Source organism: Marinobacterium sp. BA1, from assembly GCF_041155135.1.
Taxonomy (GTDB): domain Bacteria; phylum Pseudomonadota; class Gammaproteobacteria; order Pseudomonadales; family Balneatricaceae; genus Marinobacterium; species Marinobacterium iners.
Genome location: NZ_BAAFHC010000001.1, coordinates 3,031,398 through 3,057,816, shown reverse-complemented (window position 1 = coordinate 3,057,816; position 26,419 = coordinate 3,031,398). Strand labels below are relative to the sequence as shown.

Here is a 26,419-nt window from a genome sequence, read left to right as displayed (position 1 = left end):
CTTTTTTGCCGGTATAATCCCGGGTCAGATTTTTGTGTGCGCAGTCATGTCTGCATCGGGTCCTGCCGCTACGGCATCTTCGACCATCAGCCAGGCATCGCTGCCCCGCCAACTTACCAAGTGATGAGGTCGTGACTGTGAATAAATTTGCTGCAAAAGCTGCGTCTGCACTCTGCGCGTTTGGTCTGGGCATGGCCCTGACTGTATCGGTTCAAGCTGCTACTCCTGCTGAAGAACAAATCATCGAGCGCATCAAGCCTGTCGGTTCAGTTTGCGTTGAAGGCGACGAGAACTGTGGCGGTGCTGCGGCTGTTGCCGCCGCTGGCAGTTCTGCCGGTGGCCGTTCTGGTGAAGATGTGTACAAGGCCAGCTGTTCAGCCTGTCACGGCACCGGTGTACTGGGTGCGCCCAAGTTTGGCACCAATGAGCTGCAGCTGCGCCTTGACGAAAAGGGCATGGAAACCCTGCTGACGCATGCTCTTAATGGCTTCAATGCCATGCCACCGCGCGGCACCTGCTCTAGCTGTTCCGACGAAGAGATTCAGGCCAGCATCGACTACATGCTGGGTAACTGATACCTCTCGAGTACTTGTTTTGGACAGGGGCTGCTTCGGCGGCCCTTGTTGTTTCTGGTCGGCACGGATAGCCGATCCAATCTGACTCAAGGATGACACTCATGTTCAAACCCGCCTCTGCCTTGTTGCTGCTTGGGCTTCCTTTCGCTCTGCAGGCAGCCCCGGCTTCTTCGCACACTCCCATGCTTGCCACCTCAATTGGTCCTGACGTAGTGCAACCTGAAAGCTTGCATGACTGGCTGGTCAGTGAAAAATATGATGGTGTGCGTGCCTACTGGGATGGTCGTCAGCTCTACAGCCGCAGTGGCTATCCGATCAACCCGCCCGCCACAATTACGCAGAACTGGCCCAACACGCCACTGGAAGGCGAGTTATGGATTGGCTATGGCCGTTACAGCGAGGTCGCGGCCCTGATCAATCGCCACCAGACAACCGCTGATGACTGGAAGAATGTGCGCTTCATGCTGTTTGATCTTCCGCACTGGCCCGGCAATTTCCGCCAGCGCTTAACCCGGCTTGAGGCCCTGATTTCGACAACTGAAGCCGACAACCTCGTGACAATTCGCCAGCACAGCGGGTTGGATCAGCCGGCTCTGGAACGATTGCTGGATGTGACAGTCGGCCGCGGTGGTGAAGGGCTGATGCTGCACCGGGCCAGTGCCTTGTATCAATTCAGCCGCAGCACTGATCTGCGCAAGCTGAAACGGCACCAGGATGCCGAAGCCGTTGTAGTGGCTCACCTGCCGGGCAAGGGCAAATACACAGGCATGCTGGGTGCCTTGCTGGTCGAGCTGGAAGATGGCCGTCGTTTTCGCCTCGGTACCGGCTTCAGTGATACCGAACGGGCCGAGCCGCCTCCCATTGGCAGTCAGGTCACCTTTCGTTATGACGGGTTGACCACGCATGGGCTGCCACGGTTTGCTCGTTTTCTGCGAATACGTCGATCGGAATGACATCGCTCAAGCTCAGGGTATGCCTGGATATGGTTTTCATTCACGGGGTAACGTAGGATCAGTGTCTGTAAGCCCGACCTCTGAATGCGATAGCCATGACTCTTTCCAACCTGACCACCTTCCCCTTACGGCTGGGCAGCACTCTGCTTTTGCTGTTGCTCAGTCTGCCGCTGACTGCACAAACACTGGTGCTGGCCCAGATCAGCGATCGGCCCAAGAAGGATTTTCGCCAGCTGCGACCGATGGTGCAGTTCATGGCAAAAGCACTTGAGGCAGAGGGCTTCAGCCGTGGTGAAGTGCGCCTGTTTCCCGACTATGAACAGTTGAGTGCCGCCATCAGAGCCGGCGAGGTTCACTGGGTGACTGAAACACCGCTGACCGCTGCCCGCCTGGTGCAGGCAGATCTGGCGACGCCACTGCTGCGTAAATGGAAACGGGGCCAGCGTTCCTACCAGAGCCTGATCTATGTGCGTGCTGACAGTGATATCAACACACTGCAACAACTGAAAGGCAAAACAATCGCATTGGAGCACCGGGACTCTTTCAGCAGCTACCTGCTGCCCCTGATGGCGTTACAGGCGGAAGGACTCAAGCCCGTCGAGCTGGACAAGCCCGGCCAGCCCACTCCTGCCGATCAGGTCGGTTACCTGTTCAGCCGCAATGAGAAGAACAACATTCTTTGGGTAGATAAGGGGGTCACGACAGCAGGCAGCGTGAACGATGGTGACTGGACAACAGCCGGCCGCCTGCCTGCCGGTTTGACCGAAAAGATGCGAATCATCCACCGCTCGGAACATTATCCACGCGCATATGAACTGGTAACGCCTGCGCTGGCCCCTGCTGCTGCCGAAGCATTGGCACAACAGCTGCTGACACTTGATGACGCGCACCGCTCGCTATTGCAGCGCTATGAACAAACCCGTCGCTTTGAGCCTGCCAGCCAACAGGACCTGGATCTGCTGCAACAGCTCTCTACCGGAATAGCACCATGAAGCCACTGCGTTCACTGGCTGATCGACTGACGCTCAGTTTTGCACTCGTTGCCTGTGTGCTCGTTACGATTTTGATGCTGACCCTGCTGTCGGCATTCGGGCGTTTTAATCAGTTCACAACAGAAAGCGGCCAGCGTCATCTGTCCGAGGTGCTTAAAACTCAGCTGGAACAGGATGCTGCCCTGCTGACCGATACGCTCAGCGCTCAGCTGGATATCCCGTTATATCATCTGGACCTGACCGAAATCGGCAAGCAGCTGCGGCAGGTACAGGCCCAGCCGGGACTTGATTACGTACTGCTGTTCGACCATGAGCTGAAGCTGGTACACGACGGCTCCGAAGCAGTGGCCGACTACGGTCGTCCACTGGAAAGCATCGACCAGGTGCCGGGCGATGCTGAACAAGCTTGGGTGGACAGCACCCTGCACCTGTTCAAGCCGATACAGGTCTCCAACCAGACCATCGGCCAGCTGGCACTGGCGGTGGACTTTACCCGCGCGCTTGAGAATCTGACCGCACACAGCAATGCAATCTCGTCAGAGGCTGCGCAGAAGCAGCGGCAGCTGGCTGGCCAGCTGGTGATGGGGTCTGTAATCCTGTTGCTGCTTGCGCTGCTGTTTACCTGGCTGTTCTGTCGCCGTCTGTTCCGCCCACTGCGTCAGTTGGCGGATAAAAGCCTGCGCTACGGCGAAGGTGACAAAAGCATCAGCTTCAGGCTGGAACAAACAGATGAACTGGGGCAGTTGGGCAATGCATTGGAGCAGATGCGGCGCAGCCTGGAACAAAGCCATCATCAAACTACCCAGCTGGCCTATCTGGACAACCTGACACAACTGCCCAACCGCCACTGGTTCCAGCAATCACTGGAACGGCTGCTGCAGTATTCGGAGCGCAACGGGCAACGGCTGGGTGTTGTCTTTATCGATCTGGATCACTTCAAGGAAGTGAACGATACCGCCGGTCACGACATGGGCGACCTGCTGCTGTTCGAAGCCGCAGCGCGGTTACGCAACTTGTTGCTGGAGCTGGATGTCTGCGATCCGGAAACCGGTGAAGTACTACTGGCACGCCTTGGCGGCGACGAATTCGTAACGCTTTATCCCGCACCCGAGCGCAGCGACCAGGTTGCCGAGCTGGCTGGCAAGGTCGCCGCGACCCTGGACCAGCCATTCCTGATCGATGGACGCTACTTCAACATCTCGAGCAGTATCGGCATTACTCTGTATCCCGATGACGGCGCCAGCAGCAGTGAAATTCTGAAAAATGCCGATATCGCCATGTACGCGGCTAAGCAGAGCGGACGCAACCAGTACGCCTTCTTCTCGCCACAGATGAACCAGGAACTGTACGAGCGGCTGGAAATACTGCAGGGCGTTCGCACGGCACTGGCAGAGTCCCAGTTTCATCTTGAATATCAGCCGGTGATTGATCTGCGCAACGGCCGTATTCGAGCCGCTGAAGCCCTGCTGCGCTGGAATCACCCCGAACAAGGGTTAATTTCACCGGCACGTTTTATCCCGTTGATTGAAGACTCGGATCTGATGGAGCCGGTTACCCGTTGGGTCGCTCACCAGGCCATTCATGATCTGCTTGAGCTGCAGGCGCTTTACCCAGGCTTTGCCATCTCGATCAACATCTCCGGTGCCGCACTGCATCAGGCCAGTACTCGAACATTCCTGACTGAACTGATCCAGGCACGGGGCGTACCGCCGCACTGCCTGAGCATTGAACTGACCGAAACCAGCATGATTCGTCATCTGGATGACTGCCGCGATACCCTCACGCAGTGGAAAGATGCCGGCATCAACATCTGGATCGATGACTTCGGTACCGGCTACTCCTCATTGAGTTACCTGCATCAACTGCCGATTGATGGTCTCAAGATTGATCGCAGCTTTATCCGTGAGCTGAGACCCGAATCTGATCACTCGCTGGTGGAGTCGATCGTGACTCTGGCGCGCAGCATGAAGCTGAAGACCGTTGCCGAGGGGATCGAAACCGACTCCCAACTGGCGTGCATCACTGCATTGGGCAGCCACTATGGTCAGGGCTTTGGCCTCTATCGCCCCATGCGCTATTCATCTCTGAAACCGCTGCTGGAACAACAATGCACCGAAACCTCCTCCTGAGCGGCCTGCTGCTTGGCAGCCCGGCACTGGCCATGGACATTGAGCTGCAAACCGATCTGGAATACAGCCGCAGCCCCGAAACCCGTGAAATCCAGTACAAGAAAAGCGGTGCCTTTGATGAACTGGACGTAAGTCGTAAAACCCGCTGGGAAAGCAAAACCCTGCTCATACTGGGGTTTTGGCAAGGTGAGCGCTGGACGTGGCAGGGTCGAATGGGGATGAACTACCGCCGCACACAGGACATGAGCCTGGAGTTTCGTGAAGATGGCTCACTCAAGAACGACAAAAGTCGAACCGAGTGGCGTACCACTCCCGTTATCGGCGCCGGTTTCCGTTACGACATCGGACGTGCCCTGGGTGGTTATAACTGGACGCTTGATGGCTACCACGACCGCTTTATAGACGTTTCTTACAAGGCCACCAGCGTTGCTGCCGATGCCAACCAGCGCAGCGGTCGTGGTACCGGCCATGAGTCGAAACTGCTGTTGAACGGCGAATACATGACGCCGGTCAGCAGCCTGTTTTTGCAGCCCCGGCTGGAAGTAAAGCATCAATATTTCAGCCAGTGGCATGACAGTGCCCGTGAGCGTGACGAAGCAGCAGAACAGGAGCTGCAGTATGAGGCCAGCCTCTGGCTGAGCTGGATTCCGCCATTGGATGGCTGGGAGCTGACTCTGGGCCCTACCTGGCAGCGGGAAGACAAGGCAGAACGGGATACGGACAGCCACCAGTGGAGCTGGGAAGACGAGGAACGTTGGCTGGGGCAGGTCAGGCTGGAGTACGAAGCCCCTGTGCCCGGGTTTGAATTCGAGTTCAAGATCGAGCGCCATCTGAACGGTCCCGACCGACGCGAAATGAAGTACCAGGCCGAGCTCAGCTACGAATTCTGAGCCCGGCCGGCCTTAGCCTGTTTACAGACGCACTTCAATCCCGTGCTGGCGCATGTATTCCTTCGCCTGCGGGATGGTGTATTCATTGAAGTGAAAGATCGAGGCTGCCAGCACGGCATCGGCCTTGCCCAACGTGCAGCCCTCTACCAGATGGTCCAGATTGCCAACGCCACCCGACGCAATGACCGGCACATGCACAGCCTCGCTGATGGCACGGGTCACGCCAAGATCATACCCGCTCTTGACACCGTCCTGATCCATTGAAGTGAGCAGAATCTCGCCGGCACCATAGTCGACCATTTTCCTTGCCCATTCCACTGCATCCAGTCCGGTCGGCTTGCGGCCGCCGTGGGTGAAGATCTCCCAGCGGTCGGGTTCGCCCGGCTGGCTGACCTTCTTGGCATCGATCGCCACCACGATACATTGGCTGCCAAATCTTTCCGCCGCTTCACGCACGAAGTCGGGGTTGGTCACCGCCGCGCTGTTGATCGACACCTTGTCGGCACCCGCATTGAGCATGGTGCGGATATCCTCGCAGGTGCGAATGCCGCCACCTACAGTCAGAGGAATGAACACCTGAGACGCCATCTTCTCCACGGTATGCACCATGGTGTCGCGGCCTTCATGGGTGGCGGTAATGTCGAGAAAGGTGATCTCGTCTGCGCCCTGTTCATCGTAGCGCTTGGCTACTTCCACCGGGTCACCGGCATCACGAATGTCGAGGAACTTGACCCCTTTCACCACGCGGCCGTTTTCAACGTCGAGACAGGGGATGATGCGTTTTGCCAGAGCCATCTCGTGTCCTCTTACTTGGCAGTCAGCTGATCGCTCAGCGTCTGGGCCTCGGCCACGTCCAGCGTGCCTTCATAGATGGCACGGCCGGTAATAGCGCCCAGAATACCCTGATCAGCGACTGCTGCCAGTGCCTTGATATCGTCGATATTGGTCACACCACCGGAGGCGATTACCGGAATACCGGCTTCACGCGCCAGTTCCACCGTGGCGTCCACGTTCACGCCCTGCATCATGCCATCGCGACTGATGTCGGTGTAGACAATGGCACTGACACCATCGTTCTTGAAGCGCTTGGCAAGATCAACCGCTTTCACGTCGGTAACTTCCGCCCAGCCATCGATCGCCACATAACCATCCTGTGCGTCCAGTCCCACAATGATGTGGCCCGGGAACCGCTTGCACATTTCGGTGACGAACTCCGGCTCTTTCACCGCCTTGGTACCGATGATGACGTACTCTACGCCAGCATCCAGATAGGCCTGAATGATCTCGGCGGAACGAATTCCTCCGCCGATCTGGATCGGCAGGTCCGGGTAGGCCTCCGCAATCTTCTTCACGATCTCGCCATTGACCGGCTCACCGGCAAAGGCGCCGTTCAGATCGACCAGGTGCAGACGACGACAGCCGGCGTCCACCCACTTGGCGGCCATATCGACCGGGTTGTCGGAGAATACGGTGGAGTCGTCCATGCGCCCCTGACGCAAACGAACACAGGCACCATCTTTAAGGTCAATCGCGGGAATAATCAGCATATCGGCTCAGATCCAGAATAATCAGTAAAAAGTTTTCGTGCGAATGTATGGCTCAGGGGCGGCCGTCCCAGTTGAGGAAGTTCTGCAGCAGCTGCAGCCCCACCTTCTGGCTTTTCTCAGGATGAAACTGCACCGCAAACACGTTATCGCGAGCGATCGCCACATCGAAGTCGACACCGTAATTACAGGTCGCAGCCACGAGTTCAGGCTGCTTTGCCTTCACATAGTAACTGTGCACGAAGTAAAAGCGGCTGCCGTCATCGATATTGGCCCAGAGTGGGTGATCGATTGTCTGGTAGACCTGGTTCCAGCCCATATGCGGCACTTTCAGACGCTCGCCATCGGCATCCTTGAGGTCGTTGCCGAAGAAGTTGACGCGGCCCCCAAACTCGCCGAGGCAGTCGACGCCGCTGTTTTCCTCGGAAAAGTCCATCAACGCCTGATAGCCGACACAGATACCCAGAAACGGCTTGCCTGACGCGATCGCTTCACGCACTTCGGCATCAACACCCAGACGGCGGATCTCGGCCATACAGTCACGAATTGCCCCAACACCGGGCAACAGAACACGGTCCGCACTGCGCACCTGCTCCGGGTCAGCGGTTACCCGTACCTCAACGCCCGGCTGAACATGCTCCAGCGCCTTGGCCACCGAGTGCAGGTTGCCCATGCCATAATCAATTACTGCGATACTGCTCATGACTTACAGGCACCCTTTGGTGGAGGGCATAATCCCTTCGCCACGTGGATCGAACTCCAGCGCCATGCGCAGAGCACGGCCGAACGCCTTGAAAACGGTTTCGGCCTGATGGTGGGTGTTCTTGCCACGCAGGTTGTCGATGTGCAGCGTTACCTGAGCATGGTTGACGAAGCCGTGGAAGAATTCACTGAACAGATCCACGTCGAACCCACCCACGCGGCCCCGCGTGAAATCCACATGCATTTCCAGGCCGGGACGACCGGAGAAATCGATCACCACACGCGACAGAGCTTCATCCAACGGAACATAGGCGTGGCCGTAACGACGGATACCCTTTTTGTCACCCACCGCCTGCTTGAACGCCTGACCTAAGGTGATGCCAATATCTTCCACGGTGTGATGGTCATCGATATGCAGATCGCCGATGGCGCTTATTTCAAGGTCGATCAGGCCATGCCGGGCGATCTGATCCAGCATGTGATCCAGAAAAGGCACACCGGTATCCACATCCAGCTGCCCGGTGCCATCAAGGTTGATTGCAACACTGATCTGGGTCTCCAGCGTGTTGCGGGTTACCTGGGCTTTGCGCTCGGCCATCTTTCTCTCCGCCATGGTTTTACCAAAACGATCATTATACATTCAACCGTCGCTGAACGGCAGGTTCATTGCCTACTGACAGAATCTGGCGTTCAGTTCCGCTATACTCAGACTCAGTCTAAATCCCCGGGGAAACACAGGGCCACTTTATGAAAGCAATCAAGTTGATAGCTGTAATCTTCCTGCTGATCATTGCCCTGCTGGTGGCGGCCGCCATCGCAGTGGTGACGCTGGTTAACCCCAACGATTACAAATCACAGATTCGTGATGCGGCGTTGAAGCAGGCCGGCATTGAACTGGATATTGCCGGTGATATCGGCTGGTCTTTTTACCCCTGGCTGGCACTTGAACTGAACAGTGTAGGTGTGGGCTATCCCGAAAAACCAGCACTGGGTCGGCTTGAACGTGCTGAGATTTCAGTCAGCATTCCAGCTTTGCTGAGCGGGCAGCTGCAGATGAACCGTATTCTGGTCGACGGTCTGCAACTGGAGCTGGTGCAGTCGGCCGAGGACAACAACTGGACTGCAGATACTGAGGCCCTGGCAGCCGCTTCTGAGGCTGGAGAGACAGCGGCAGAAACCAAGCCTGCAACGCCGGCCGATGGGGGCAAGACGCTGGCGATCGATATCGAGGCGATTGAGCTGCGCAACGCGGCCCTGACTTTTACCGACCAGACCAGTGACAGCCGCATCGAGCTGAGTGACCTTAACCTGTCCACTGGGCGCGTCAGCCAGGACAGGGCATTTCCACTTGAGCTGAGTTTTGCCCTGCAACAGTTTGCAGCCAACGAACTGCAGCTGAGTACCCAAGCCAATCTGACTACCGATATCACTCTGGACCTGACACAAAACCACTACCGTCTGGGCAATCTCAATTCCACCCTGAAACTGATTGAGGGCGCAGCTGTTCCCGCCGTCCTTGAGTTTGCGCTGGCAGCCAACATTGATGCCCGCATCAATGAGCAGCAGGTGGACATCAGCAACCTTAGCCTTAAAGCTGATCCACTGATACTGAGCGGTAACATCAAACTGCGCAATTTCAGTCAGCCTGAACTCAGCGGCGCTCTACAGAGTAACAGTTTCAGCCCGAAACAGTTGCTGACCCAACTCGGTCAGAACACGCCGGAAACGTCCGACAGCAACGCTCTGACCAGCGCATCCTTCAAGGCGACTCTCGGTGGCCCTGCCGGTACGGTACAGCTTAAACCGTTTTCTGTGCAGCTGGACGATACCCAACTCGACGGTGAAGCCAGTTTTGTACTCGCTTCTCAGGTGATCGCACTCAAGCTCAGGGGTAACTCTCTGGATGCAGATCGATACCTGCCACCGGCAACCGGCTCAGCCGCCAAAGAGTCGGACGGCACCGGCAACCGTTCAACGGCTCGCAGTTCTGGCTGGCCCAAAGACGAGATCATTCCGCTGGAGCCCCTGCGCGCGCTTAACCTCAGTGCCGACCTTGATCTGGAGAGTCTGAAGGTCAACGGCATCAACATGAGCAACCTCGGACTTAGTACGAGCGCTGACAATGGCCTGATTCGTCTGACCCGTTTCAAGACCGATGTATTTGAAGGGCAGATCAAAGCTACCGCTCGCATCGATGCTCGCAAGACACCGCTGCAACTGAGTGTCAGCAAGCAGATCAACGGTATACAGATCGGTTCGGTGTTACAGACACTGGCCGACACCGATGTGATGGCCGGCAAGTTCAATGCAAAGGCAGAACTCAGCATGAGCGGACAGTCAATCCACGCCTGGATCAACTCCCTCAACGGTACTGCCAATCTGGGCATGGCAGAGGGCCTGATCAAGGGAATCGATGCCGCTCAGTCCATGTGCCAGGGCATCAACAATCTGTCGGCGCTGTGGATCAACGCCGAACAGGTCGACAAAACCACGCCCTTTGCCGATCTGGGCGCCAGCTTCAACATCCGCAACGGTGTGGTCAGCAATCAGGATCTCAAGGCCCAGTTGGATGCGATGGCACTGGCAGGAAGTGGCAGTATCAATCTGCCACAGCAGACACTGGACTATCGAGTGGGCCTGACCATTGAAGACAACCTGTTCAACCAAAGCTGCTCGGTCAATGACCGGCTGGAAGGCGTCGAGGTGCCGGTAAACTGCAAGGGCGGCTTTTACGATGAGCCTGCCAAGTTATGCCGCCTTGATACCAGCTTCATTTCCGACATCATCAAGGCAGAAGCCCGTCGCAAGATTGAAGAAAAAGTCGGTCCTCAGGTGGAAGACAAGCTGAAGGAGAAACTGGGCGAAGAGGGTGCAGGCGTGCTCAAGGGGCTGTTTGGCCAATGACAGCAGAGCAGTTCCACTCAGCCGTGCTGGAATGGTTTGACCGGCACGGCCGCCATGACCTGCCTTGGCAGGCCGAAAAAACCGCTTATTTCACCTGGATCTCCGAGATCATGCTTCAGCAGACTCAGGTGAAAACGGTGATTCCCTATTTTCAACGTTTTGTGGAGCGCTTCCCGACTGTGCATGAGCTGGCAGATGCCGACCAGGATGAGGTGCTGCACCTCTGGACAGGTCTTGGCTATTACGCCCGTGCGCGCAACCTGCACAAGACCGCCCGCATCGTCAGCCGTGAGCTGGGCGGCGAATTCCCGCATACGGTTACAGAGATGGAACAACTGCCCGGCATCGGTCGCTCCACCGCCGGGGCCATAGTCTCGATCTCGACCGGCAGGCGCGCCGCCATCCTCGATGGCAACGTCAAGCGGGTACTGGCACGCTTTTACGCCGTGGAAGGCTGGCCCGGCACCCCCTCGGTGATGAAGGAGCTTTGGGCCTATGCCGAGCACAATACCCCGCATCAGCGGGTGGGCGACTACACTCAGGCGATGATGGACCTGGGCGCAACGCTTTGCACCCGCAGCAAGCCGAGTTGTCTGCTCTGTCCGCTGCAACAGAGCTGTGAGGCCCGAGCGCTGAATCTGACTGACCGTTTGCCGTCCCCTCGGCCGAAGAAAGTGTTACCAGTGAAACAGACGCTGATGCTGCTGATCCGCAATGAAGAGGGCGAAATCCTTCTGCAGCAGCGCCCGCCCAGCGGTATCTGGGGTGGCCTTTGGAGCCTGCCTGAAGTGGCCGACCTGCGCGATGCCCCCACAACCCTTGGTATCGCGTTGGATGATGCTGCGACACAGGTACTGGAGCCGCTGCGCCATACCTTCAGCCACTACCATCTGGATATCACTCCGGCCCGGGTTGCACTTAAAGACCCCACAAACTCTGTCATGGAAGGCCCGCCTGCACTCTGGTATAACGTGGACCATCCTGCAAATATCGGGCTGGCCGCACCGGTCAAGCGCCTGCTTGAACGTTACGCCAGCTGAAATCGGAGACAGCATATGACACGCACGGTTTTCTGCCGCAAGTACAAACAGGAACTGGAAGGTCTGGAACGCGCGCCCTATCCGGGTGAGCTGGGACAGCAAATCTATGACAACGTATCGAAAAAGGCCTGGCAGGAGTGGACCGATCATCAGACCATGCTGATCAACGAGAAGCACCTGAGCCTTATGGACCCGGAAAGCCGCAAGTATCTGCAGCAGGAGATGGAAAAGTTTCTCTCCGGTGAAGAATATGACAAGGCTGATGGCTACGTGCCGCCGGAAAAATAATTCCACCTGCGGGGCTTGACCACCTTAAGGCTTTCCGGTTTAATACGCCCCCGTTGCCCAGATAGCTCAGTCGGTAGAGCAGGGGATTGAAAATCCCCGTGTCGGCGGTTCGATTCCGTCTCTGGGCACCAAAATTCAACAAAAGAGCCCCGCGAAAGCGGGGCTTTTTTGTATCTGCCTGTTTTATCTGTCTATCTCAGCGTCTCGTCACCGGAGCCCGAAGCTGCTGCACGGACGTACTGCGTCCGCAATAGGTCTGCTGCACCAACTCCTTGGGCACACTCACCATCAACTCAGACGAGGGCATACCGATAAGGGCACCCTGTGAGAAGCTGATCCCAAGCCTCAACACCTCCATCTGAATTTCAGGCGAGTGTACAAACTCCGCCACGGTCTCAATCTTCATACTGCGTGCAAGGCCGACAATCCCGCGGGTAACTCGACGCGCATTGGTGTCACTGTCCAGGTTGCGGATCAGGCTGGCATCAATTTTTATCAGGTCCACCTGCAGCTGCAGCAGATGCTCGAAGTTGGAATAGCCTGTACCGAAGTCATCGATGGCAATGCGACAGCCGCGCTGCTTGGCCTGATCGACAAACTCTTTCACCTGATCGTAATTGTCGATACTGTCCGACTCCAGAATTTCGAATATAACCCTCGGCCCCACGCCTGTTTCATCCAGTTTTTCAAGAATGAAGCCGGTCAACTCGATATCCTGCAGGTCACCGTAAGCCAGATTAATCGAAAATTGCAGCGGCGAGTCCTGAAAACGGGCAAAGCAGCGTTCCACCATGATCCGGGTTATATGACGGTCAAGCCGCAGCTTTCCGGCAACTCCCAGAAAGTGCCCGGGGCTGGCCGGGTTGCCTTCGGCATCCAGCATGCGCACCAGGCATTCGTACTTGTCGATACGACCGGTGGTATTATTCAGTATCGGCTGATACCAGGCTACCAGCCGCTCACTGTCCAGCGCTTCACGCAGTTTCCCGGCCCAGATCTGATTGTGTTCAAACTGCTGCTCCAGCGGCTGCGAGCCATCATACACACGATAATGCAGCCCCTGCTGACGTGCTTCTCGTAACGCTTCCTTGGCGTGAATGAACAGGCTGTGCTGACGCGGAGCATCGTACCAGGGCACCGCTGCACTCAGGGTTGCACTGAGGTTAATCTGGTGGTTTTGCCAAAACACCGGAGCCTGACGCAGGCAGCGCAGCAACGCCTCCAGTTCAGCTTCAATCAGTTCCGGTTTACGCCGTGGTGCCTGAATCGCAAACTCATCTCCGCTGAGGCGGTAAAGCCGGGTTCCATGCCATTCCATGCTACTGATATACCCTTCAAGCCGCAGTGCAACCTCTTTCAGGATATAGTCACCGCAGGCATCACCAAACAGGCCATTGATCTCGCGGAATCGGTCCAGATTGACCAATATCAGTGTCACACCACTTTCGTAATGCAGCTCCTGTAACAGACGAGCGCGGTTAGGCAGTCCCGTCAATTCATCGGTGTAAGAGGCTTTCAGCTCGCGCAGAGGGGCAGTGACCTTGAACAGAATGGGCGCCGACAGCAGCAGGATCGCCAGCCCCCCCAACAGCAGAATACGGTTACTGTTTTTCTGCAGTGGCAACAGCACCGCGCTCATCTCATCTCTTGGTACCGCTGCCGTCAGGCGCAGGCCGGCACGGGTGGTAGCGTAATACAGCTCCAGTGGCTGCCCTGCTATCCGGTAGGAATCATGCTGCATGGCGGCGCCCGCCGTTTCGAACATCAGATACTGTTCGACCTGGTCCAGTATGGCGCCCGCCTGTGCTTCGTCCAGCGGCGTAGCCTGACGCCGCTCATGCCCTGAACTGAGCCAGATTCGCGCACCGGAAGCGATATCAGCACTGTTCAGCAAGGTCAGCAGGTTTTGGAGTTGCCAATCTGTGCTCAAAACTCCCACTACACGGGAGCCTTCCAGTACGGGCATGACCAGGCTTATGACAGGCTCGCCACTGAGTGGGTGGGTATACATGGGGGTCCACCAATAACGGGGAGGGCTCACATTCTCGGTCAGCAGTGGCTCCCAGTGCTCCTTGCGCAGCTCCAGCCCTGCCTGCGCAGACGCAGTCTGTGCACCGTCCTCCATGCGATAGACTTGAACACCACCACCGGGCACACCATCACTGCTCACTCCATACCAGAACCCAACTCCAGCCAGTTCAGAGCGTTCCAACAACAGCTGCATCAGTTCAGTTTGCTGACCGGGAGTGGAGCTGGCTTTCAGACGCTGCCCGATGCGTACCAGCCTCAGGGAGTCCTGCTCTATTTGCTGCAGGCGGCTATTAACCCGATCAAGACTGTTGGTAAAGGCAACTTCGATCTGACGCTGGTGAAATTCGGCCAGCGTTCGCTGAGAATATTCCAGATTGAGGCGGGAAATCACCCAAAGCCCGACAATAAAGAGCCCGACCAGTGACAACAGCCCCCAGATAATTGACTGCTTGAGGGGTGCTGTCGCACGCGGTCGTCTGGCCAGCAGGCGGGCTTTGGCTCGATTACTACTACCGAAAGTCATCTCGGGTCTCCAATCCCTGGGGCCAGCAAACGAGCTGCCGCTGTCCCTGTGGCAAAGTGCTAGTCACCATTATGCAACATACCAGTGCCATCGGCACCTTGCATGGGTCAATGAACCCATGGAAACATGTTCTTAAAGAGCAACGCAATAAATCAGTAAGTCACTACGCTTTAACCTTACATAACCAATACGAGTGATCCAATGAGTTGCAGATGCGAACAGGTTACACACATAACTGAGATCTTCAGCCGCTCCTGTGCACAAAAGATCACGAGCACTCTGTCTTCTGAAAGACCTGTGGATCAAAGCGCTTGATTGTTATCCCCAGTATCGCTGCACAGAGGTGTTAACAACCTTGGTACGGTTTTATGACAACCCGCCACAGCCCCCACTATATAAGGCTTGTGAAAAACTGGTTGTTTAATGTCCAGTTTACCGAACAACCTGTGCCATACACATTTTACCCACAACTCGATTGATTCCAGGGCCAGGGAAGCCAAGGTTGATGTTTTCCGAAAAAGCTGTGTGTAACTTTAGTTCTGTGGATATTCCGTCCATGGATCTGTACTTGACGACCACTGTCGGATTTACGCAAATAAGCTGAACCGGAAAACAATCATCACTGTCAATAATGGCGTCAGATGCCATAAATGACATACGAGTCTGCCAGTACGATTCTGATAACCCGCCCTCAATCGTTGCTAACATACTGAAAATTATCACTTATATGGCGATTAGTCAGGTTGGCACCGGGTTTGCTATACCCATTATAGATACAGGGTAAACGATACGCTCTGTAGTGAATCGATCTTAAAGGGGTATTTGCCATGAGTTATGCACATGAAGAGAAAGGCGTAGAAGTAGTCGGAGTGGTACCGTCAATCGCCATGGTACTGGCAGGGTTGGTCGTGGCTATTTTTCCGGCACTGGTGCAATTGTATTTGCTGGTGGCCAACTGAAAATATTGAAACAAAACAACAGAAAGCCCTGATGACATATGATGTTGTCGGGTTTTTTGTTTATCTGTGGTTTCATCCCGGATGATCAGGAACCTGATCGGGATGGTGCAGATGGGGAGACTCGAACTCCCACGCCCGTGAAGGCACTAGCACCTGAAGCTAGCGTGTCTACCAATTCCACCACATCTGCATTGGGTGAGACGTTTTAATGTGCCTTACCACTCAAATTTTGCTTTCGAAGTGCCTTACATCCTGGGATGAAAGGTGGTGCAGATGGGGAGACTCGAACTCCCACGCCCGTGAAGGCACTAGCACCTGAAGCTAGCGTGTCTACCAATTCCACCACATCTGCTTCGAAAGTGGGGCGCATTATATAGCGCCCCATTGGGCTTGTGAAGCCCGTCTGCGATTTTTAGTCCGCTTTTTTTGCCAGACAGCTACGAAAGCTGTCGCTCAGGCTCTGCAGATAATCCAGATAACCCTCAGCACTGACGTTGATCGAACGAGCCAGTGGATCAAGCTCGCCCTGAGCAACCGGCAAGCCGCTGATGATTGCGTCCACTACCGCACTGGTAAACTGGGGTTCGCTGAATACACAGACAGCTTTCGCTGCTTCAAGCTGCTGCCTGATCTCGGCCAGATGTCGTGCACCGGGTTTGCGTGCAGGATCTACCGTGAAGTAACCCAGCTGCTTCAGGCCATAGTGTTCAACAAAGCCTGAATAGGCATCGTGGAATACAAAGAACCCAGCATCACCGTAGGGAGCCAACTCTTCTGCAATGGCACGCTCCTTTTGCTTCAGTGCACTGGCAAAGGCCTCATAGTTCTGTTGCAATTGGACCGAGTGCTGAGGCAGTGCCTGCTGCAGTTCAGGCAGTAACTGCTGTGCAATCTCCAGCCCGTTCATCGGATCCAACCAGATGTGCGGATCATTGCCTGCGCCGTGATCGTGGTGCTCTTCGGTATGATCATCGGCCACATGATTTTCGTGCTCATGTTCGTGCTCATCATGATGGTCATGATCGGAAGGCTCAGCCTCCTGATGCAGGTGCGCCTCAAGATCGGGACGCAGTGTTACAATCTCTGCATCGGTTCGGGCAAGAGGGCGCACCATGAACTGCTCAAGCCCGGGGCCAACCCAGATCACGACTTTCGCATCCGTCAGCTTACGCATGTCTGATGGCTTGAGGGCGTAATGGTGGGGTGAACCCTCGGCCGGCAGCAACACCTCCGGGCTGGTTACACCTTCGGTCAGGGCAGCTGTAATCAACTGCAGCGGCTTGATACTGGTAACAACCTCGGATGCTTGAACCACGGGCGCCAGCGCCAGGGCAGAAAGCAGGGTCAGTGTCCGCAGGGGGCGGGCAGAATTATGCAGCATGGTGTAAAGTCTCCTCAGGATGCTTTATAGGTTATAATATAACACATTGAATCGGATGTACTCACGTCATGACGACTGACTCGCTTGCCTTCGCGGCCGATCATAATCACCAGCATTGCATCGATCAGGCGCTCACCCTCGCTCGGCAAATTTGCCGCGAGCGACGCCAGCGTCTGACACCGATCCGTGAACTGGTATTGAAGCTGATCTGGCAAAGCCACCAGCCACTGGGCGCGTACGAGCTGCTGCCGGCACTGGCCGAGGCAGGCTTCAACTCGGCACCACCCACCGTATACCGCGCACTGGAGTTTTTGCAGCAGCAGGGGCTGGTCCATCGGATTGCGTCACTGAACGCATTTGTCGGTTGCCCTCACCCGGAACATCCTCATCAAGGCAGCTTCCTCATCTGTCGACGTTGCGGCGCAACCTCTGAGCTGGACTCGGCCTCGATTCATGCCGTACTTGAACAAAGTGCTGCTGCGCTTGGATTCAAGGTCGAACAGGAAACTGTCGAAGTCACCGGTCTTTGTCCCAATTGCCAGCGCCAGGAGCACTTACATGGCTGAACACGGGCCAGACCTGGTCAAGCTTGATCAGGTCAGCGTACAGTTCAATCGCCAGCCGGCGCTGCAGAATATCAATCTGCATCTGCATGATAACTGCATCACAACCCTGATCGGCCCCAACGGGGCAGGGAAGACTACTCTGGTACGAGTCATCCTGGGCCTGATCAAACCTTCCAGTGGAAATGTTTGGCAAAAACCACAACTCAAGATCGGCTATATGCCGCAGAAACTGCATATCGACCGCACTTTGCCTCTGTCGGTCGAGCGCTTTCTCAGTATTCCTAAACGGGTAGATCAGAACCTGATGCTCCAAGCTTTGGAAGATGTCGGCGCGGCCTATCTGCTTAAACATTCCATCCACAATCTTTCTGGTGGTGAGACCCAGCGCGTGTTGCTGGCGCGAGCGTTGCTGCGTGATCCCGAGTTGCTGGTGCTGGATGAGCCTGTTCAGGGGGTGGATATTAACGGCCAGCTGGAGTTGTATCGGCTGATCTCCGATATTCGCAAACAGCGCCAATGCGGGGTACTGATGATCTCACATGACCTGCATCTGGTGATGGCCTCTACCGACCATGTCGTGTGCCTCAATCATCATATCTGCTGTTCGGGCCACCCCGAGCATGTCAGTAACGACCCGTCGTTTCTCGAACTGTTCGGCCCGGCACAGGCGAGTGCTCTGGCACTTTATAATCATCACCATGGCCACAAGCATGATGTCCATGGCGATATCATCGTTGACCATCCGCAACCGGATGAATGCAGTGGACATCATTGTGGCTGATTTTCTGATCCTCGCGCTGGCCGGCGGCATAGGCATTGCCGCGTTGGCAGGCCCGCTCGGTGCCTTTGTGGTCTGGCGCCGCATGGCCTATTTCGGCGATACCCTCGCGCACTCGGCCCTGATGGGTATCGCGCTGGGATTCCTGTTTGATATCAACCTGAATCTGGCAGTCGTTGCCTGCTGTGTAATGCTGGCGGTGCTGCTTGTGTCTCTGCAACGCCAGCATCTGGTCGCCACCGACACTCTGCTGGGGATCATGGCACACAGCGCTCTGTCGCTGGGGCTGGTCGCGGTGGCCCTGCTGGATAACGTACGCATTGACTTGATGGAGTATCTGTTCGGTGACCTGCTGGCGATCGCACCTGCCGATCTCTGGTGGATTTACGGCGGTGGAGCCGTAGTAATACTGCTGTTGTGGCGGCTCTGGAACCCCTTGCTGGCGATCACCATCAATGAAGAACTGGCGCAGGTGGAGGGGGTCCCTGTGGCGCGGGTACGTCTGGGCCTGATGCTGCTGATTGCGGTGGTGATCGCGGTTGCAATGAAGCTGGTGGGCATCCTGCTGATCACCTCGCTGCTGATCATACCGGCTGCAGCCGCTCGGCGCCTGGCCAACACCCCTGAGCAGATGGCACTGTTTGCGTCGCTGCTGGGGATGCTGGCGGTAGTCGGTGGGATCAGTGCTTCCTGGTTCTGGGATACGCCCGCCGGGCCATCGGTCGTGGTCACGGCGCTGGTTGAATTTTTGATTCTCTATTCACTGCCGATGCGCTCGCTGCAGGGCAGATGAAAATGGCGCAGCACTGGCCCGACCGCGCCACTCACCGGCGGGTCTGGTCACTGGCCTGGCCCATGATGTTGTCCAATATCACGGTGCCGCTTCTGGGCCTGGTGGATACTGCTGTTATCGGTCATCTGCCCGAGCCCCATCATCTGGGTGCCGTTGCGCTGGGCGGCATGATCTTCTCCATCCTTTATTGGGCATTCGGATTTTTGCGCATGGGTACCACTGGCATGGTGGCGCAGGCCCATGGCCGCGAGGATGGCGACCGGCTGCGCACGCTGCTGGGGCAGTCGCTGGTACTGGGCGCATGTATCGGGCTGCTGATCCTGCTGCTGCGCACGCCGCTGACCACACTGGCACTGCAGCTGATGGGCCCCGAGTCGGATGTATTGACCGAAGCCACCCGCTATACCGAAATTCGGGCCTTTGGCGCACCCGCGGTGCTGTGTAACTTCGCTCTGCTGGGCTGGTTTGTGGGCATGCAGAATACCCGCATAGCCCTGATTCTGCTGACCAGTACCAACCTGCTCAACATGCTGCTGGACCTGCTGTTCGTGTTCGGGCTAGGCATGAAAGCGGACGGGGTTGCCTTAGCCACGGTGCTGGCCGAATATTTCAGCCTGTTGCTTGGGTTATGGTTCTGTCGCCGCCTGCTGCTCAAAACCGCGGGGCAGTGGCTCTGGCCTCAGCTACGGCGCCTGCGCGACTACAAGGCACTGATTCAGGTAAACCGTTATCTGTTTGTACGCACGGTTAGCCTGCTGCTGACCTTTGCCTTTTTTACTGCACAGGGTGCCCAGCAGGGTACGGCGATACTCTCCGCCAATGCCGTACTGCTGAACTTTCTGCTGCTGATCTCCAATGCCCTGGACGGCTTCGCCCATGCCACGGAAGCGCTGATCGGGCGTGCCGTAGGCAGGCGTGACCCAAGTGAATTCAGACGCATACTCGGCTGCACCGCCTTCTGGTCGCTGGTCAGTGCGATTATGCTGACGCTGGTGTTCTGGCTCGGCGGCAACACCATCATTCACCTACTGACCGACATCACTGAGGTACGCGAAATCGCCGGCCGCTACCTTCCCTGGATAATCATACTGCCGCTGATCGGTTGCTGGAGCTTTCTGCTCGATGGTCTTTTTATCGGTACCACTCAGGTCAAGGCAATGCAGGACACCATGCTGTTCTCGGTGTTTATGGTGTTCGCTCCAATCTGGTGGATAGCCCAGCCCATGGGTAATCACGGCCTCTGGCTGGCCTTCATCTCCCTGTTTGCAGCCCGCGGCCTCAGCGGTGGCTGGGTGTTCTGGCGCATGCAGCGGCACAATGTCTGGTTTAGCTGAACTGGCAAAATCACGGCGTGGCAACCAGACTTATCCCGAACACAGGCAGGGGAGAACAGGATGCGCATTACACTGACCACAACACTGTTGGCACTGAGCCTGCCGCTGGCTGCCGCGCCACTGGAGCAACTAAAACTGCCAGATGGCTATAGAATCGAGGTCGCAGCTGAAGTGCCCAACGCCCGGCAGCTGGCACTGAGCCCCGATGGCACACTGTTTGTCAGCACACGGCGCGATGGACGGGTGTTTGCGCTGCAGGATCTGGACGGTGATCAGCGCTATGAAACCCGTCATACTCTGCTGGAACGCAGACGCCTGCCCAACGGCATCAGCTTTGTGGATGGCGATCTGTATGTGGCCGAACTGACTCAGCTGATCCGGCTTGTCGATGTGGAGTCACGACTGGAGCAGCCGCTCAAGCCCGAGGTTATACTGGATGGCCTCCCCGATATCACCCACCACGGCTGGAAGTATCTGAAGCAGGGGCCGGATGGGGCTTTCTACTTCACGCTTGGTGCTCCCTGCAATGTATGTCTGCAATCGGACCCTCAGTTTGCCAGCATCATGCGTTTTGATCCTGCCACCGGCGAGGCCGCACCCTGGGCTCGAGGGGTACGCAACACAGTGGGATTTGACTGGCATCCCGAAGATGGCAGCCTCTGGTTTACCGACAACGGACGCGACCATATGGGCGATAATCTGCCTGATGACGAGCTGAACCGAGCCGACCGCGCCGGGCTGCATTTCGGTTTTCCCTTTGTACATGCCGACGGAGTTTCAGACCCGGAGTTCGGCAAGGGCGCCAATGCCATCAATGCAGAGCCGCCGGTGGCGCTGCTGGGCCCCCATGTCGCGGCGCTGGGCATGAGCTTTTACCACCACAGGGATGGGGCCTTCGATAACGCGTTCCCCGATACCCCCAATACCACCGCCTTTATTGCCCTGCATGGCTCCTGGAATCGCTCCAGCAAGATCGGCTATGAGGTGATTCGGGTGGATACAGAAGGGGAAGAGGTGACGCAGATTCAGACCTTTATCAGTGGCTGGCTGCAGGACGAGCGGGACTGGGGACGTCCGGTGGATGTGCTGGTGCGGCCACAGGGTGATCTGCTGATCTCCGATGACAAGGCCGGGCTGGTGTATCGGGTCTGGTATCAGACCCAGTAACGTTTCTACCGCGGGGCACTACAGTTCAATGTGTCCGGCCAGCTCTCGACAAGCCTTCTGGCGAGGGCAGTGTAGTAAGTGGTCATTCACCAACCCCACTGCCTGCATATAGGCATAAGCGATGGTGGGGCCGAAAAAGCGTATGCCTTCACGCTTCAGATCTTTCGCCAGCTGCACCGACAGGGCAGTCTGGGCCGGAATCTGCTCCATCCGTTCAAAACCGGACTGGATCGGCTGGCCCTCAACATAGCGCCACAGAAAGCGGGCAAAGCTGCCGTGGTGCGCCTGCAGGCGAAGAAACACTCTGGCATTGTTGATTGAGGCTTCGACTTTGGCACGGTTACGGATGAGGCCGGGATCCGCCAGCATCGCGGCCACTTCCGTTTCACCGAAAAGAGCCACCCGCTCGGGGTCAAAGTCGCAATAGTGACGCCGGTAACCTTCACGCTTCTCCAGCACCGTGCGCCAGCTCAGACCTGCCTGAGCCGACTCCAGTACCAGAAATTCGAACAACACCGGATCATCCGTCTGCGGCACACCCCATTCATGGTCATGATAGGCATGCTCAAGCGGACTTTGCATCGCCCAGCCACAGGACTGGTGCGATGCAGTATCGGGCTTGTCAGTGATCACGACGCAGGCCGCCCGCATCAAGGATGCGAATCGGCTGAGGACTGTCATCCGCTTTGGAGGCCGGTGCACGGTCCGAACGCTCCCCGCTGACGCGGGTTTCGATCTGCTCAGGATCAGGGCGACCATCCAGTCGCAGCGAATCCGAGAAACCGCACTTTACACACTCGCGGTATTCTCGCTCGTCATCACGGTACATTCTGACCGTATCCATCTCGCCACAGCGCGGACAGACCGCACCGGCAATAAAGCGCTTGCTTACACTCATTTTTCAACCTCTCAGCGGATACCGGAATGGCGCAGCAGGGCATCCACACTGGGCTCCCGGCCACGGAAGGCCACAAACAGATCCATCGGATCACCCGAACCGCCCTGTTCCAGAATCTCCTGACGGAAGGCGGCGCCGGTTTCCGCATTGAAGATGCCTTCCTCCTCGAAACGGGAAAAAGCATCGGCCGACAGCACCTCGGCCCACTTGTAACTGTAGTAGCCTGCGGCATAGCCACCTGCAAAGATGTGACTGAAGCTGTGCTGGAAGCGGTTTTCTGCCGGAGGGCGTATCACCGATACCTGATCCCGCACCCGGTTCAGCAGCGCCTGAATATCGGTTTTGCCCGGCTGGTATTCATGGTGCAGACGGAAATCAAACAGTGAGAATTCCAGCTGGCGCAGCATCATCATCGCCGACTGGAAGTGCTTGGCCGCCAGCATCTTGTCCAGCAGTGACTGCGGCAGCGGTTCCCCGGTTTCATGATGACCGGAGATCAGCGCCAGTGCTTCCGGTTCCCAGCACCAGTTCTCCATAAATTGACTCGGCAGCTCCACCGCATCCCAGGCGACACCGTTGATACCGCTGATGTCTGCCTCTTCCATCTGCGTCAACATATGGTGCAGGCCATGACCGAACTCATGGAACAGAGTCGTCACTTCATCATGGGTCAGCAGCGCCGGCTGGCCGGGCAGGGGCGGGGTGAAGTTGCATACCAGATAGGCCACCGGGAGCTGCAACTGGCTGTCGCTCAGGCGGCGCCGTACACGACAGTCGTCCATCCAGGCACCGCCACGCTTGCCGCTGCGGGCAAAGGGGTCCAGATAGCAGTAGGCAAAGGGCTCGCCGTTGCGCTTGAGTGCAAACAGACGCGCATCGTTGTGCCAGCTGTCGAAGCTCGACTGCTCTTCAACGTCCAGATCAAACAGACGACCGGCGATGGTGAACATGCCATCCAGCACTTTCGGCAGCGGGAAGTAGGGACGCAGCTCCTGCTGGGAGATGTCATAGCGCGCTTGTTTCAGCTTCTCACCATAGTAGGTGACATCCCAGGCCATCAGCTCTTCAATGCCATCACGTTCCTGGGCAAAGGCTTGCAGCTCGGCCAGCTCACGCTCGGCAATCGGGCGAGTTTCCGTGGCCAGCTCTTCGAGGAAGGTCACCACCTGTTGCGGTGACTGCGCCATTTTGGTTGCCAGCGAGTAATCGGCATAGGTGTCGAAGCCCAGCAGCTGCGCCAACTCGTGGCGCAGATCCAGAATTTCCTGCATCACCGCCGAATTGTCCCATTCACCGGCCTTCGGCCCCTGATCGGATGCGCGGGTGCTGTAGGCACGGTACAGCTCTTCGCGCAGATTACGGCTGTCGGCAAAGGCCATCACGGCGTAGTAGGCGGGGAAGTCCAGCGTGATCACCCAGCCCTCAAGCTCTTTCGCCTTCGCGGCCTCTTTGGCGGCGGCAACGGCATGATCCGGCAGCCCGGCCAGCTCCGCTTCATCATCGATCTGTTTCCACCAGCCCTGTGTGGCATCCAGTACGTTCTCAGAGAACCGTGTGGTCAACTCGGACAGGCGCTGCTGCAGCTCTGCATAGCGCTTCTGCTGGGCTTCCGGCAGGGCAATACCGGACAGGCGGAAATCCCGCAGAGCATTATCGATCACCTTTTTGCGTGACTTACTCAACTGCGGGTAGGCATCACTCTGTGCCAGAGATTCGAACGCCTTGAACAGTCCCTGATGCTGGCCCAACTCGGTCCAGTACTCGGACAGTTTCGGCAGACAGGCGTTGTACGCCTCACGCCAGGCATCCGAGTTCATCACGCCGTTCAGGTGCGATACCGGTGACCAAGCCTGTGCCAACTCATCGTTGAGTTGCTCCAGCTCAGCCATCAGCGACCAGTCATTGCGCTCCGGGTCGGCAGTCAACGCCGCGATGCGTTCGCGATTGCGCGTCAGTAGTTCATCGACAGCGGGCACGGCATGCTCGGGCTGGATACGGCTGAACGGGGGCAGCAGGTGGGTCTCAAGCAGCGGGTTGGACATCGGTGTCTCCATCGGTTGCGGCCTTTCAGCGGTTGTACGTCTGCAGGCGTTCAAAAGTGCACTTTGCTATACAATGGGGACCACAGAGCCTTATTTCAATCGATTCAGGAGCGGTTATGAATATACGCCCTTATCAGGGGATGACACCAAAACTGGGCGAGCGGGTGTTTGTCGATCCCAGCGCGGTTGTACTGGGTGACGTGGAGATCGGTAACGACAGCTCGGTCTGGCCGCTGGTGGTGATTCGCGGTGACATGCACCGCATCCGCATTGGTCGCTGCAGCAGCATTCAGGATGGTTCGGTACTGCATATCACACACGCAGGCCCGTACAACCCGGATGGATTCCCGCTGATTATCGGTGATCATGTCACCGTCGGTCATCAGGCGATGCTGCACGGCTGCACCATCGGCGACCGTGTACTGGTGGGGATGGGCGCGATGATCATGGACGGCGCCGTGGTGGAAAATGAAGTAATCGTGGGTGCCGGCAGCCTGGTGCCACCGGGCAAGACACTCAAAAGCGGCTATCTCTACGTAGGCCGTCCGGCAAAGCCCCAGCGCGAGTTGACAGAACAGGAGCGCGCGTTCTTCACCTATACCGCCGAGAACTACTCACGCCTGAAAGACAAGCACCGAGCGGAGGACTGGGCCCAATAAACATATTTGATAATCATTATCGTTAAATGCAGAATGTGCGGCAGGTCATAACCAACGTATTGGAGCCCACCCCACATGCCTCCGTACATCATGTCCCTGGCGCTGACATTATGTGCTTTTGCAGCACTTAAGGCGCAAGCGTTCTCACCGGATGACTACCGGCAGCCGGCTTCGCAGTGGCCTGCTGCCGAACTGCACAAGCAGGCAGGCCCCGTAGCTGAGCTTGCCCCGCTGCCTGAGCTTCCTCCTGTCGACTGGCATACGCCGGCTATCGAGACGCTGGGACAGCAGCTGTTTTTTGACCCCCGACTGTCAGGCTCTGGCCAAATTGCCTGCGCCAGTTGCCACGATCCTGACTTGGGCTGGGCCGATGGCCGCCGTGTCGCCTTTGGTCATGACCGTCAGGCCGGGGCACGCAACAGTATGAGCATTCTGAATGCCGCCTGGTTCGATCATCTGTTCTGGGATGGCCGCGCCACAGGCCTGGTTGAGCAAGCACTGCTGCCGATCACCAACCCGATAGAAATGAATGCCAATCTGGACCAGGTCCTGACGAGGCTGAACCAGATCCCGGGCTATCGTCAGGCATTCACAAACGCTTTCGGTCCCGGGCCTGCGGATGCAGTGCGGCTGGCCAAGGCTCTGGCCGCTTTTGAGCGCCGCATTGTTTCACGACCCAACAGGCTGGACCGTTTCATTCAAGGACAGTACAACGTCCTCAATGACCAGGAAATCTTCGGCCTGCACCTCTACCGAACCAAAGCTGGATGCCTGAACTGCCACAATGGCCCGTTATATTCCGATGGCAAGTTTCACCACACGGGACTTAGCTACTATGGCCGTAAATACGAAGATACGGGACGAGAGCAGGCAACAGGGCAAATCGAAGATCGGGGCAAGTTTCGCACACCAAGCCTGCGTGATCTCAGCCACACGGCTCCCTGGATGCACAATGGTTTTTTCCCCAGCCTTCGCGGCATACTCAACATGTACAATGCCGGCATGATCGGCGATAGTCAGTTGCATCCCGATCTGCCTCAACTATCGCCACTTATACGCCCACTGCACCTGAGCAACCATGAACTTGATGCTCTGGAAGCCTTCCTGAATACCCTGAGCCGGCGCCCACTGGCCTTGCGGCCGCCTAAGTTACCGCCCAAACAAATAAACCTTAATGATAATGATTCGTATCATTAAATAGTTTACTATGTTGTCGCTTCCCGCTGTCAGCTGCTTCTTCTGACCTGCGGTACACCTGCCATCAAGACGTT

At 56.9% G+C, this 26,419-nt stretch carries 25 protein-coding genes and 3 tRNA genes; 17 read left to right on the top strand and 11 right to left on the bottom strand.

What is annotated here, in order from left to right; translation table 11 throughout:
* Positions 1-137 precede the first annotated feature (137 nt).
* The 5 genes from ACAM29_RS14875 to ACAM29_RS14855 all read left to right on the top strand — a co-directional run bounded on the left by ACAM29_RS14875 (position 138) and on the right by ACAM29_RS14855 (position 5,539).
* Positions 138-575: a cytochrome c5 family protein gene (locus ACAM29_RS14875; RefSeq protein WP_091827546.1), complete on the top strand. Its 438-nt coding sequence runs from the start codon at positions 138-140 to the stop codon at positions 573-575.
* Positions 576-676: 101 nt separating this feature from the next.
* Positions 677-1,528 carry a DNA ligase gene (locus ACAM29_RS14870; protein WP_369624578.1) on the top strand — a complete coding sequence of 284 codons (852 nt, stop codon included), beginning with the start codon at positions 677-679 and terminating at the stop codon, positions 1,526-1,528.
* 95 nt (positions 1,529-1,623) lie between these two features.
* Complete coding sequence (locus ACAM29_RS14865; RefSeq protein ID WP_369624577.1) at positions 1,624-2,520, top strand: phosphate/phosphite/phosphonate ABC transporter substrate-binding protein; 897 nt, start codon at positions 1,624-1,626, stop codon at positions 2,518-2,520.
* A complete protein-coding gene (locus tag ACAM29_RS14860; RefSeq protein ID WP_369624576.1) occupies positions 2,517-4,649 on the top strand; it encodes a putative bifunctional diguanylate cyclase/phosphodiesterase in 2,133 nt (710 codons plus the stop codon). The genes ACAM29_RS14865 and ACAM29_RS14860 overlap by 4 nt, the downstream gene beginning before the upstream one ends.
* Positions 4,628-5,539 carry a hypothetical protein gene (locus tag ACAM29_RS14855; RefSeq protein ID WP_369624575.1) on the top strand — a complete coding sequence of 304 codons (912 nt, stop codon included), beginning with the start codon at positions 4,628-4,630 and terminating at the stop codon, positions 5,537-5,539. Before ACAM29_RS14860 ends, ACAM29_RS14855 begins: the two co-directional genes overlap by 22 nt.
* A gap of 21 nt (positions 5,540-5,560) precedes the next feature.
* Here the strand turns inward: ACAM29_RS14855 and hisF are convergent, their stop codons facing one another.
* Genes hisF through hisB form a run of 4 tightly spaced genes read right to left on the bottom strand, consistent with a single transcriptional unit; the run spans position 5,561 to position 8,383 of the window.
* Positions 5,561-6,334 carry an imidazole glycerol phosphate synthase subunit HisF gene (gene hisF, locus ACAM29_RS14850; protein ID WP_091827487.1) on the bottom strand — a complete coding sequence of 258 codons (774 nt, stop codon included), beginning with the start codon at positions 6,332-6,334 and terminating at the stop codon, positions 5,561-5,563.
* 11 nt (positions 6,335-6,345) lie between these two features.
* Positions 6,346-7,086, bottom strand: coding sequence for a 1-(5-phosphoribosyl)-5-[(5-phosphoribosylamino)methylideneamino]imidazole-4-carboxamide isomerase (hisA, locus tag ACAM29_RS14845; RefSeq protein ID WP_091827488.1), 741 nt, complete (start codon positions 7,084-7,086; stop codon positions 6,346-6,348).
* A gap of 52 nt (positions 7,087-7,138) precedes the next feature.
* Positions 7,139-7,786: an imidazole glycerol phosphate synthase subunit HisH gene (gene hisH / locus ACAM29_RS14840; protein WP_369624574.1), complete on the bottom strand. Its 648-nt coding sequence runs from the start codon at positions 7,784-7,786 to the stop codon at positions 7,139-7,141.
* Positions 7,787-7,789: 3 nt separating this feature from the next.
* Positions 7,790-8,383 carry an imidazoleglycerol-phosphate dehydratase HisB gene (hisB, locus tag ACAM29_RS14835; RefSeq protein WP_091827547.1) on the bottom strand — a complete coding sequence of 198 codons (594 nt, stop codon included), beginning with the start codon at positions 8,381-8,383 and terminating at the stop codon, positions 7,790-7,792.
* Positions 8,384-8,532: 149 nt separating this feature from the next.
* Between hisB and ACAM29_RS14830 the strand changes: the two genes are divergently transcribed.
* The 4 genes from ACAM29_RS14830 to ACAM29_RS14815 all read left to right on the top strand — a co-directional run bounded on the left by ACAM29_RS14830 (position 8,533) and on the right by ACAM29_RS14815 (position 12,148).
* Positions 8,533-10,689, top strand: coding sequence for an AsmA family protein (locus ACAM29_RS14830; protein WP_369624573.1), 2,157 nt, complete (start codon positions 8,533-8,535; stop codon positions 10,687-10,689).
* The gene (gene mutY, locus ACAM29_RS14825) at positions 10,686-11,729 is read left to right on the top strand and encodes an A/G-specific adenine glycosylase (RefSeq protein ID WP_354408977.1); all 1,044 of its coding nucleotides are present in this window, start codon (positions 10,686-10,688) and stop codon (positions 11,727-11,729) included. The genes ACAM29_RS14830 and mutY overlap by 4 nt, the downstream gene beginning before the upstream one ends.
* Positions 11,730-11,744: 15 nt before the next feature.
* Positions 11,745-12,017 (top strand): oxidative damage protection protein, encoded by a 273-nt coding sequence (locus ACAM29_RS14820; RefSeq protein WP_354408975.1) that lies wholly within the window; start codon positions 11,745-11,747, stop codon positions 12,015-12,017.
* Between the two features lie 55 nt (positions 12,018-12,072).
* Positions 12,073-12,148: transfer RNA gene (locus ACAM29_RS14815), tRNA-Phe, on the top strand.
* Between the two features lie 65 nt (positions 12,149-12,213).
* Here ACAM29_RS14815 and ACAM29_RS14810 read toward each other — a convergent pair.
* On the bottom strand, positions 12,214-14,571 hold the full coding sequence (locus ACAM29_RS14810) for an EAL domain-containing protein (protein WP_369624572.1): 2,358 nt from the start codon (positions 14,569-14,571) through the stop codon (positions 12,214-12,216).
* A gap of 827 nt (positions 14,572-15,398) precedes the next feature.
* Between ACAM29_RS14810 and ACAM29_RS14805 the strand changes: the two genes are divergently transcribed.
* Positions 15,399-15,530, top strand: coding sequence for a hypothetical protein (locus ACAM29_RS14805; RefSeq protein WP_302847906.1), 132 nt, complete (start codon positions 15,399-15,401; stop codon positions 15,528-15,530).
* 103 nt (positions 15,531-15,633) lie between these two features.
* On the opposite strand, the gene ACAM29_RS14800 is transcribed toward ACAM29_RS14805, so the two are convergent.
* From ACAM29_RS14800 to znuA, 3 genes are all read right to left on the bottom strand, one after another.
* Positions 15,634-15,720, bottom strand: a tRNA-Leu gene (locus ACAM29_RS14800).
* A gap of 75 nt (positions 15,721-15,795) precedes the next feature.
* A tRNA-Leu gene (locus ACAM29_RS14795) sits at positions 15,796-15,882 on the bottom strand.
* 60 nt (positions 15,883-15,942) lie between these two features.
* Positions 15,943-16,911, bottom strand: coding sequence for a zinc ABC transporter substrate-binding protein ZnuA (gene znuA, locus ACAM29_RS14790; RefSeq protein WP_369624571.1), 969 nt, complete (start codon positions 16,909-16,911; stop codon positions 15,943-15,945).
* Positions 16,912-16,979: 68 nt separating this feature from the next.
* Here znuA and ACAM29_RS14785 point away from each other — a divergent pair, with 68 nt between their 5' ends.
* From ACAM29_RS14785 to ACAM29_RS14765, 5 genes are read left to right on the top strand one after another with little or no spacing between them, the layout of a single operon-like run.
* Positions 16,980-17,477, top strand: coding sequence for a Fur family transcriptional regulator (locus ACAM29_RS14785; RefSeq protein ID WP_369624570.1), 498 nt, complete (start codon positions 16,980-16,982; stop codon positions 17,475-17,477).
* A complete protein-coding gene (znuC, locus tag ACAM29_RS14780) occupies positions 17,470-18,258 on the top strand; it encodes a zinc ABC transporter ATP-binding protein ZnuC (protein ID WP_369624569.1) in 789 nt (262 codons plus the stop codon). The genes ACAM29_RS14785 and znuC overlap by 8 nt, the downstream gene beginning before the upstream one ends.
* Entirely contained in the window at positions 18,251-19,048 is a 798-nt protein-coding gene (znuB, locus tag ACAM29_RS14775; RefSeq protein WP_091827548.1) for a zinc ABC transporter permease subunit ZnuB, read from the top strand. The genes znuC and znuB overlap by 8 nt, the downstream gene beginning before the upstream one ends.
* The gene (locus ACAM29_RS14770; RefSeq protein WP_369624568.1) at positions 19,045-20,382 is read left to right on the top strand and encodes an MATE family efflux transporter; all 1,338 of its coding nucleotides are present in this window, start codon (positions 19,045-19,047) and stop codon (positions 20,380-20,382) included. Before znuB ends, ACAM29_RS14770 begins: the two co-directional genes overlap by 4 nt.
* Before the next feature lie 60 nt (positions 20,383-20,442).
* Positions 20,443-21,549: a sorbosone dehydrogenase family protein gene (locus ACAM29_RS14765; RefSeq protein ID WP_369624567.1), complete on the top strand. Its 1,107-nt coding sequence runs from the start codon at positions 20,443-20,445 to the stop codon at positions 21,547-21,549.
* An 18-nt stretch (positions 21,550-21,567) separates the two neighbouring features.
* Here ACAM29_RS14765 and ACAM29_RS14760 read toward each other — a convergent pair whose 3' ends face one another.
* The 3 genes from ACAM29_RS14760 to prlC are packed head-to-tail and all read right to left on the bottom strand — an operon-like array spanning position 21,568 to position 24,489.
* Positions 21,568-22,182 (bottom strand): DNA-3-methyladenine glycosylase I, encoded by a 615-nt coding sequence (locus ACAM29_RS14760; RefSeq protein ID WP_369624566.1) that lies wholly within the window; start codon positions 22,180-22,182, stop codon positions 21,568-21,570.
* Positions 22,172-22,447: a YheV family putative zinc ribbon protein gene (locus ACAM29_RS14755; protein WP_091827500.1), complete on the bottom strand. Its 276-nt coding sequence runs from the start codon at positions 22,445-22,447 to the stop codon at positions 22,172-22,174. The genes ACAM29_RS14760 and ACAM29_RS14755 overlap by 11 nt, the downstream gene beginning before the upstream one ends.
* An 11-nt stretch (positions 22,448-22,458) precedes the next feature.
* Positions 22,459-24,489, bottom strand: coding sequence for an oligopeptidase A (gene prlC, locus ACAM29_RS14750; protein WP_369624565.1), 2,031 nt, complete (start codon positions 24,487-24,489; stop codon positions 22,459-22,461).
* A 116-nt stretch (positions 24,490-24,605) separates the two neighbouring features.
* Here prlC and ACAM29_RS14745 point away from each other — a divergent pair, with 116 nt between their 5' ends.
* Both ACAM29_RS14745 and ACAM29_RS14740 read left to right on the top strand, forming a co-directional pair.
* Positions 24,606-25,148 (top strand): gamma carbonic anhydrase family protein, encoded by a 543-nt coding sequence (locus tag ACAM29_RS14745; protein WP_369624564.1) that lies wholly within the window; start codon positions 24,606-24,608, stop codon positions 25,146-25,148.
* 75 nt (positions 25,149-25,223) lie between these two features.
* Positions 25,224-26,345, top strand: a complete 1,122-nt coding sequence (locus ACAM29_RS14740) for a cytochrome-c peroxidase (protein WP_369624563.1) — start codon at positions 25,224-25,226, stop codon at positions 26,343-26,345.
* The last annotated feature ends 74 nt before the right edge of the window (positions 26,346-26,419 follow it).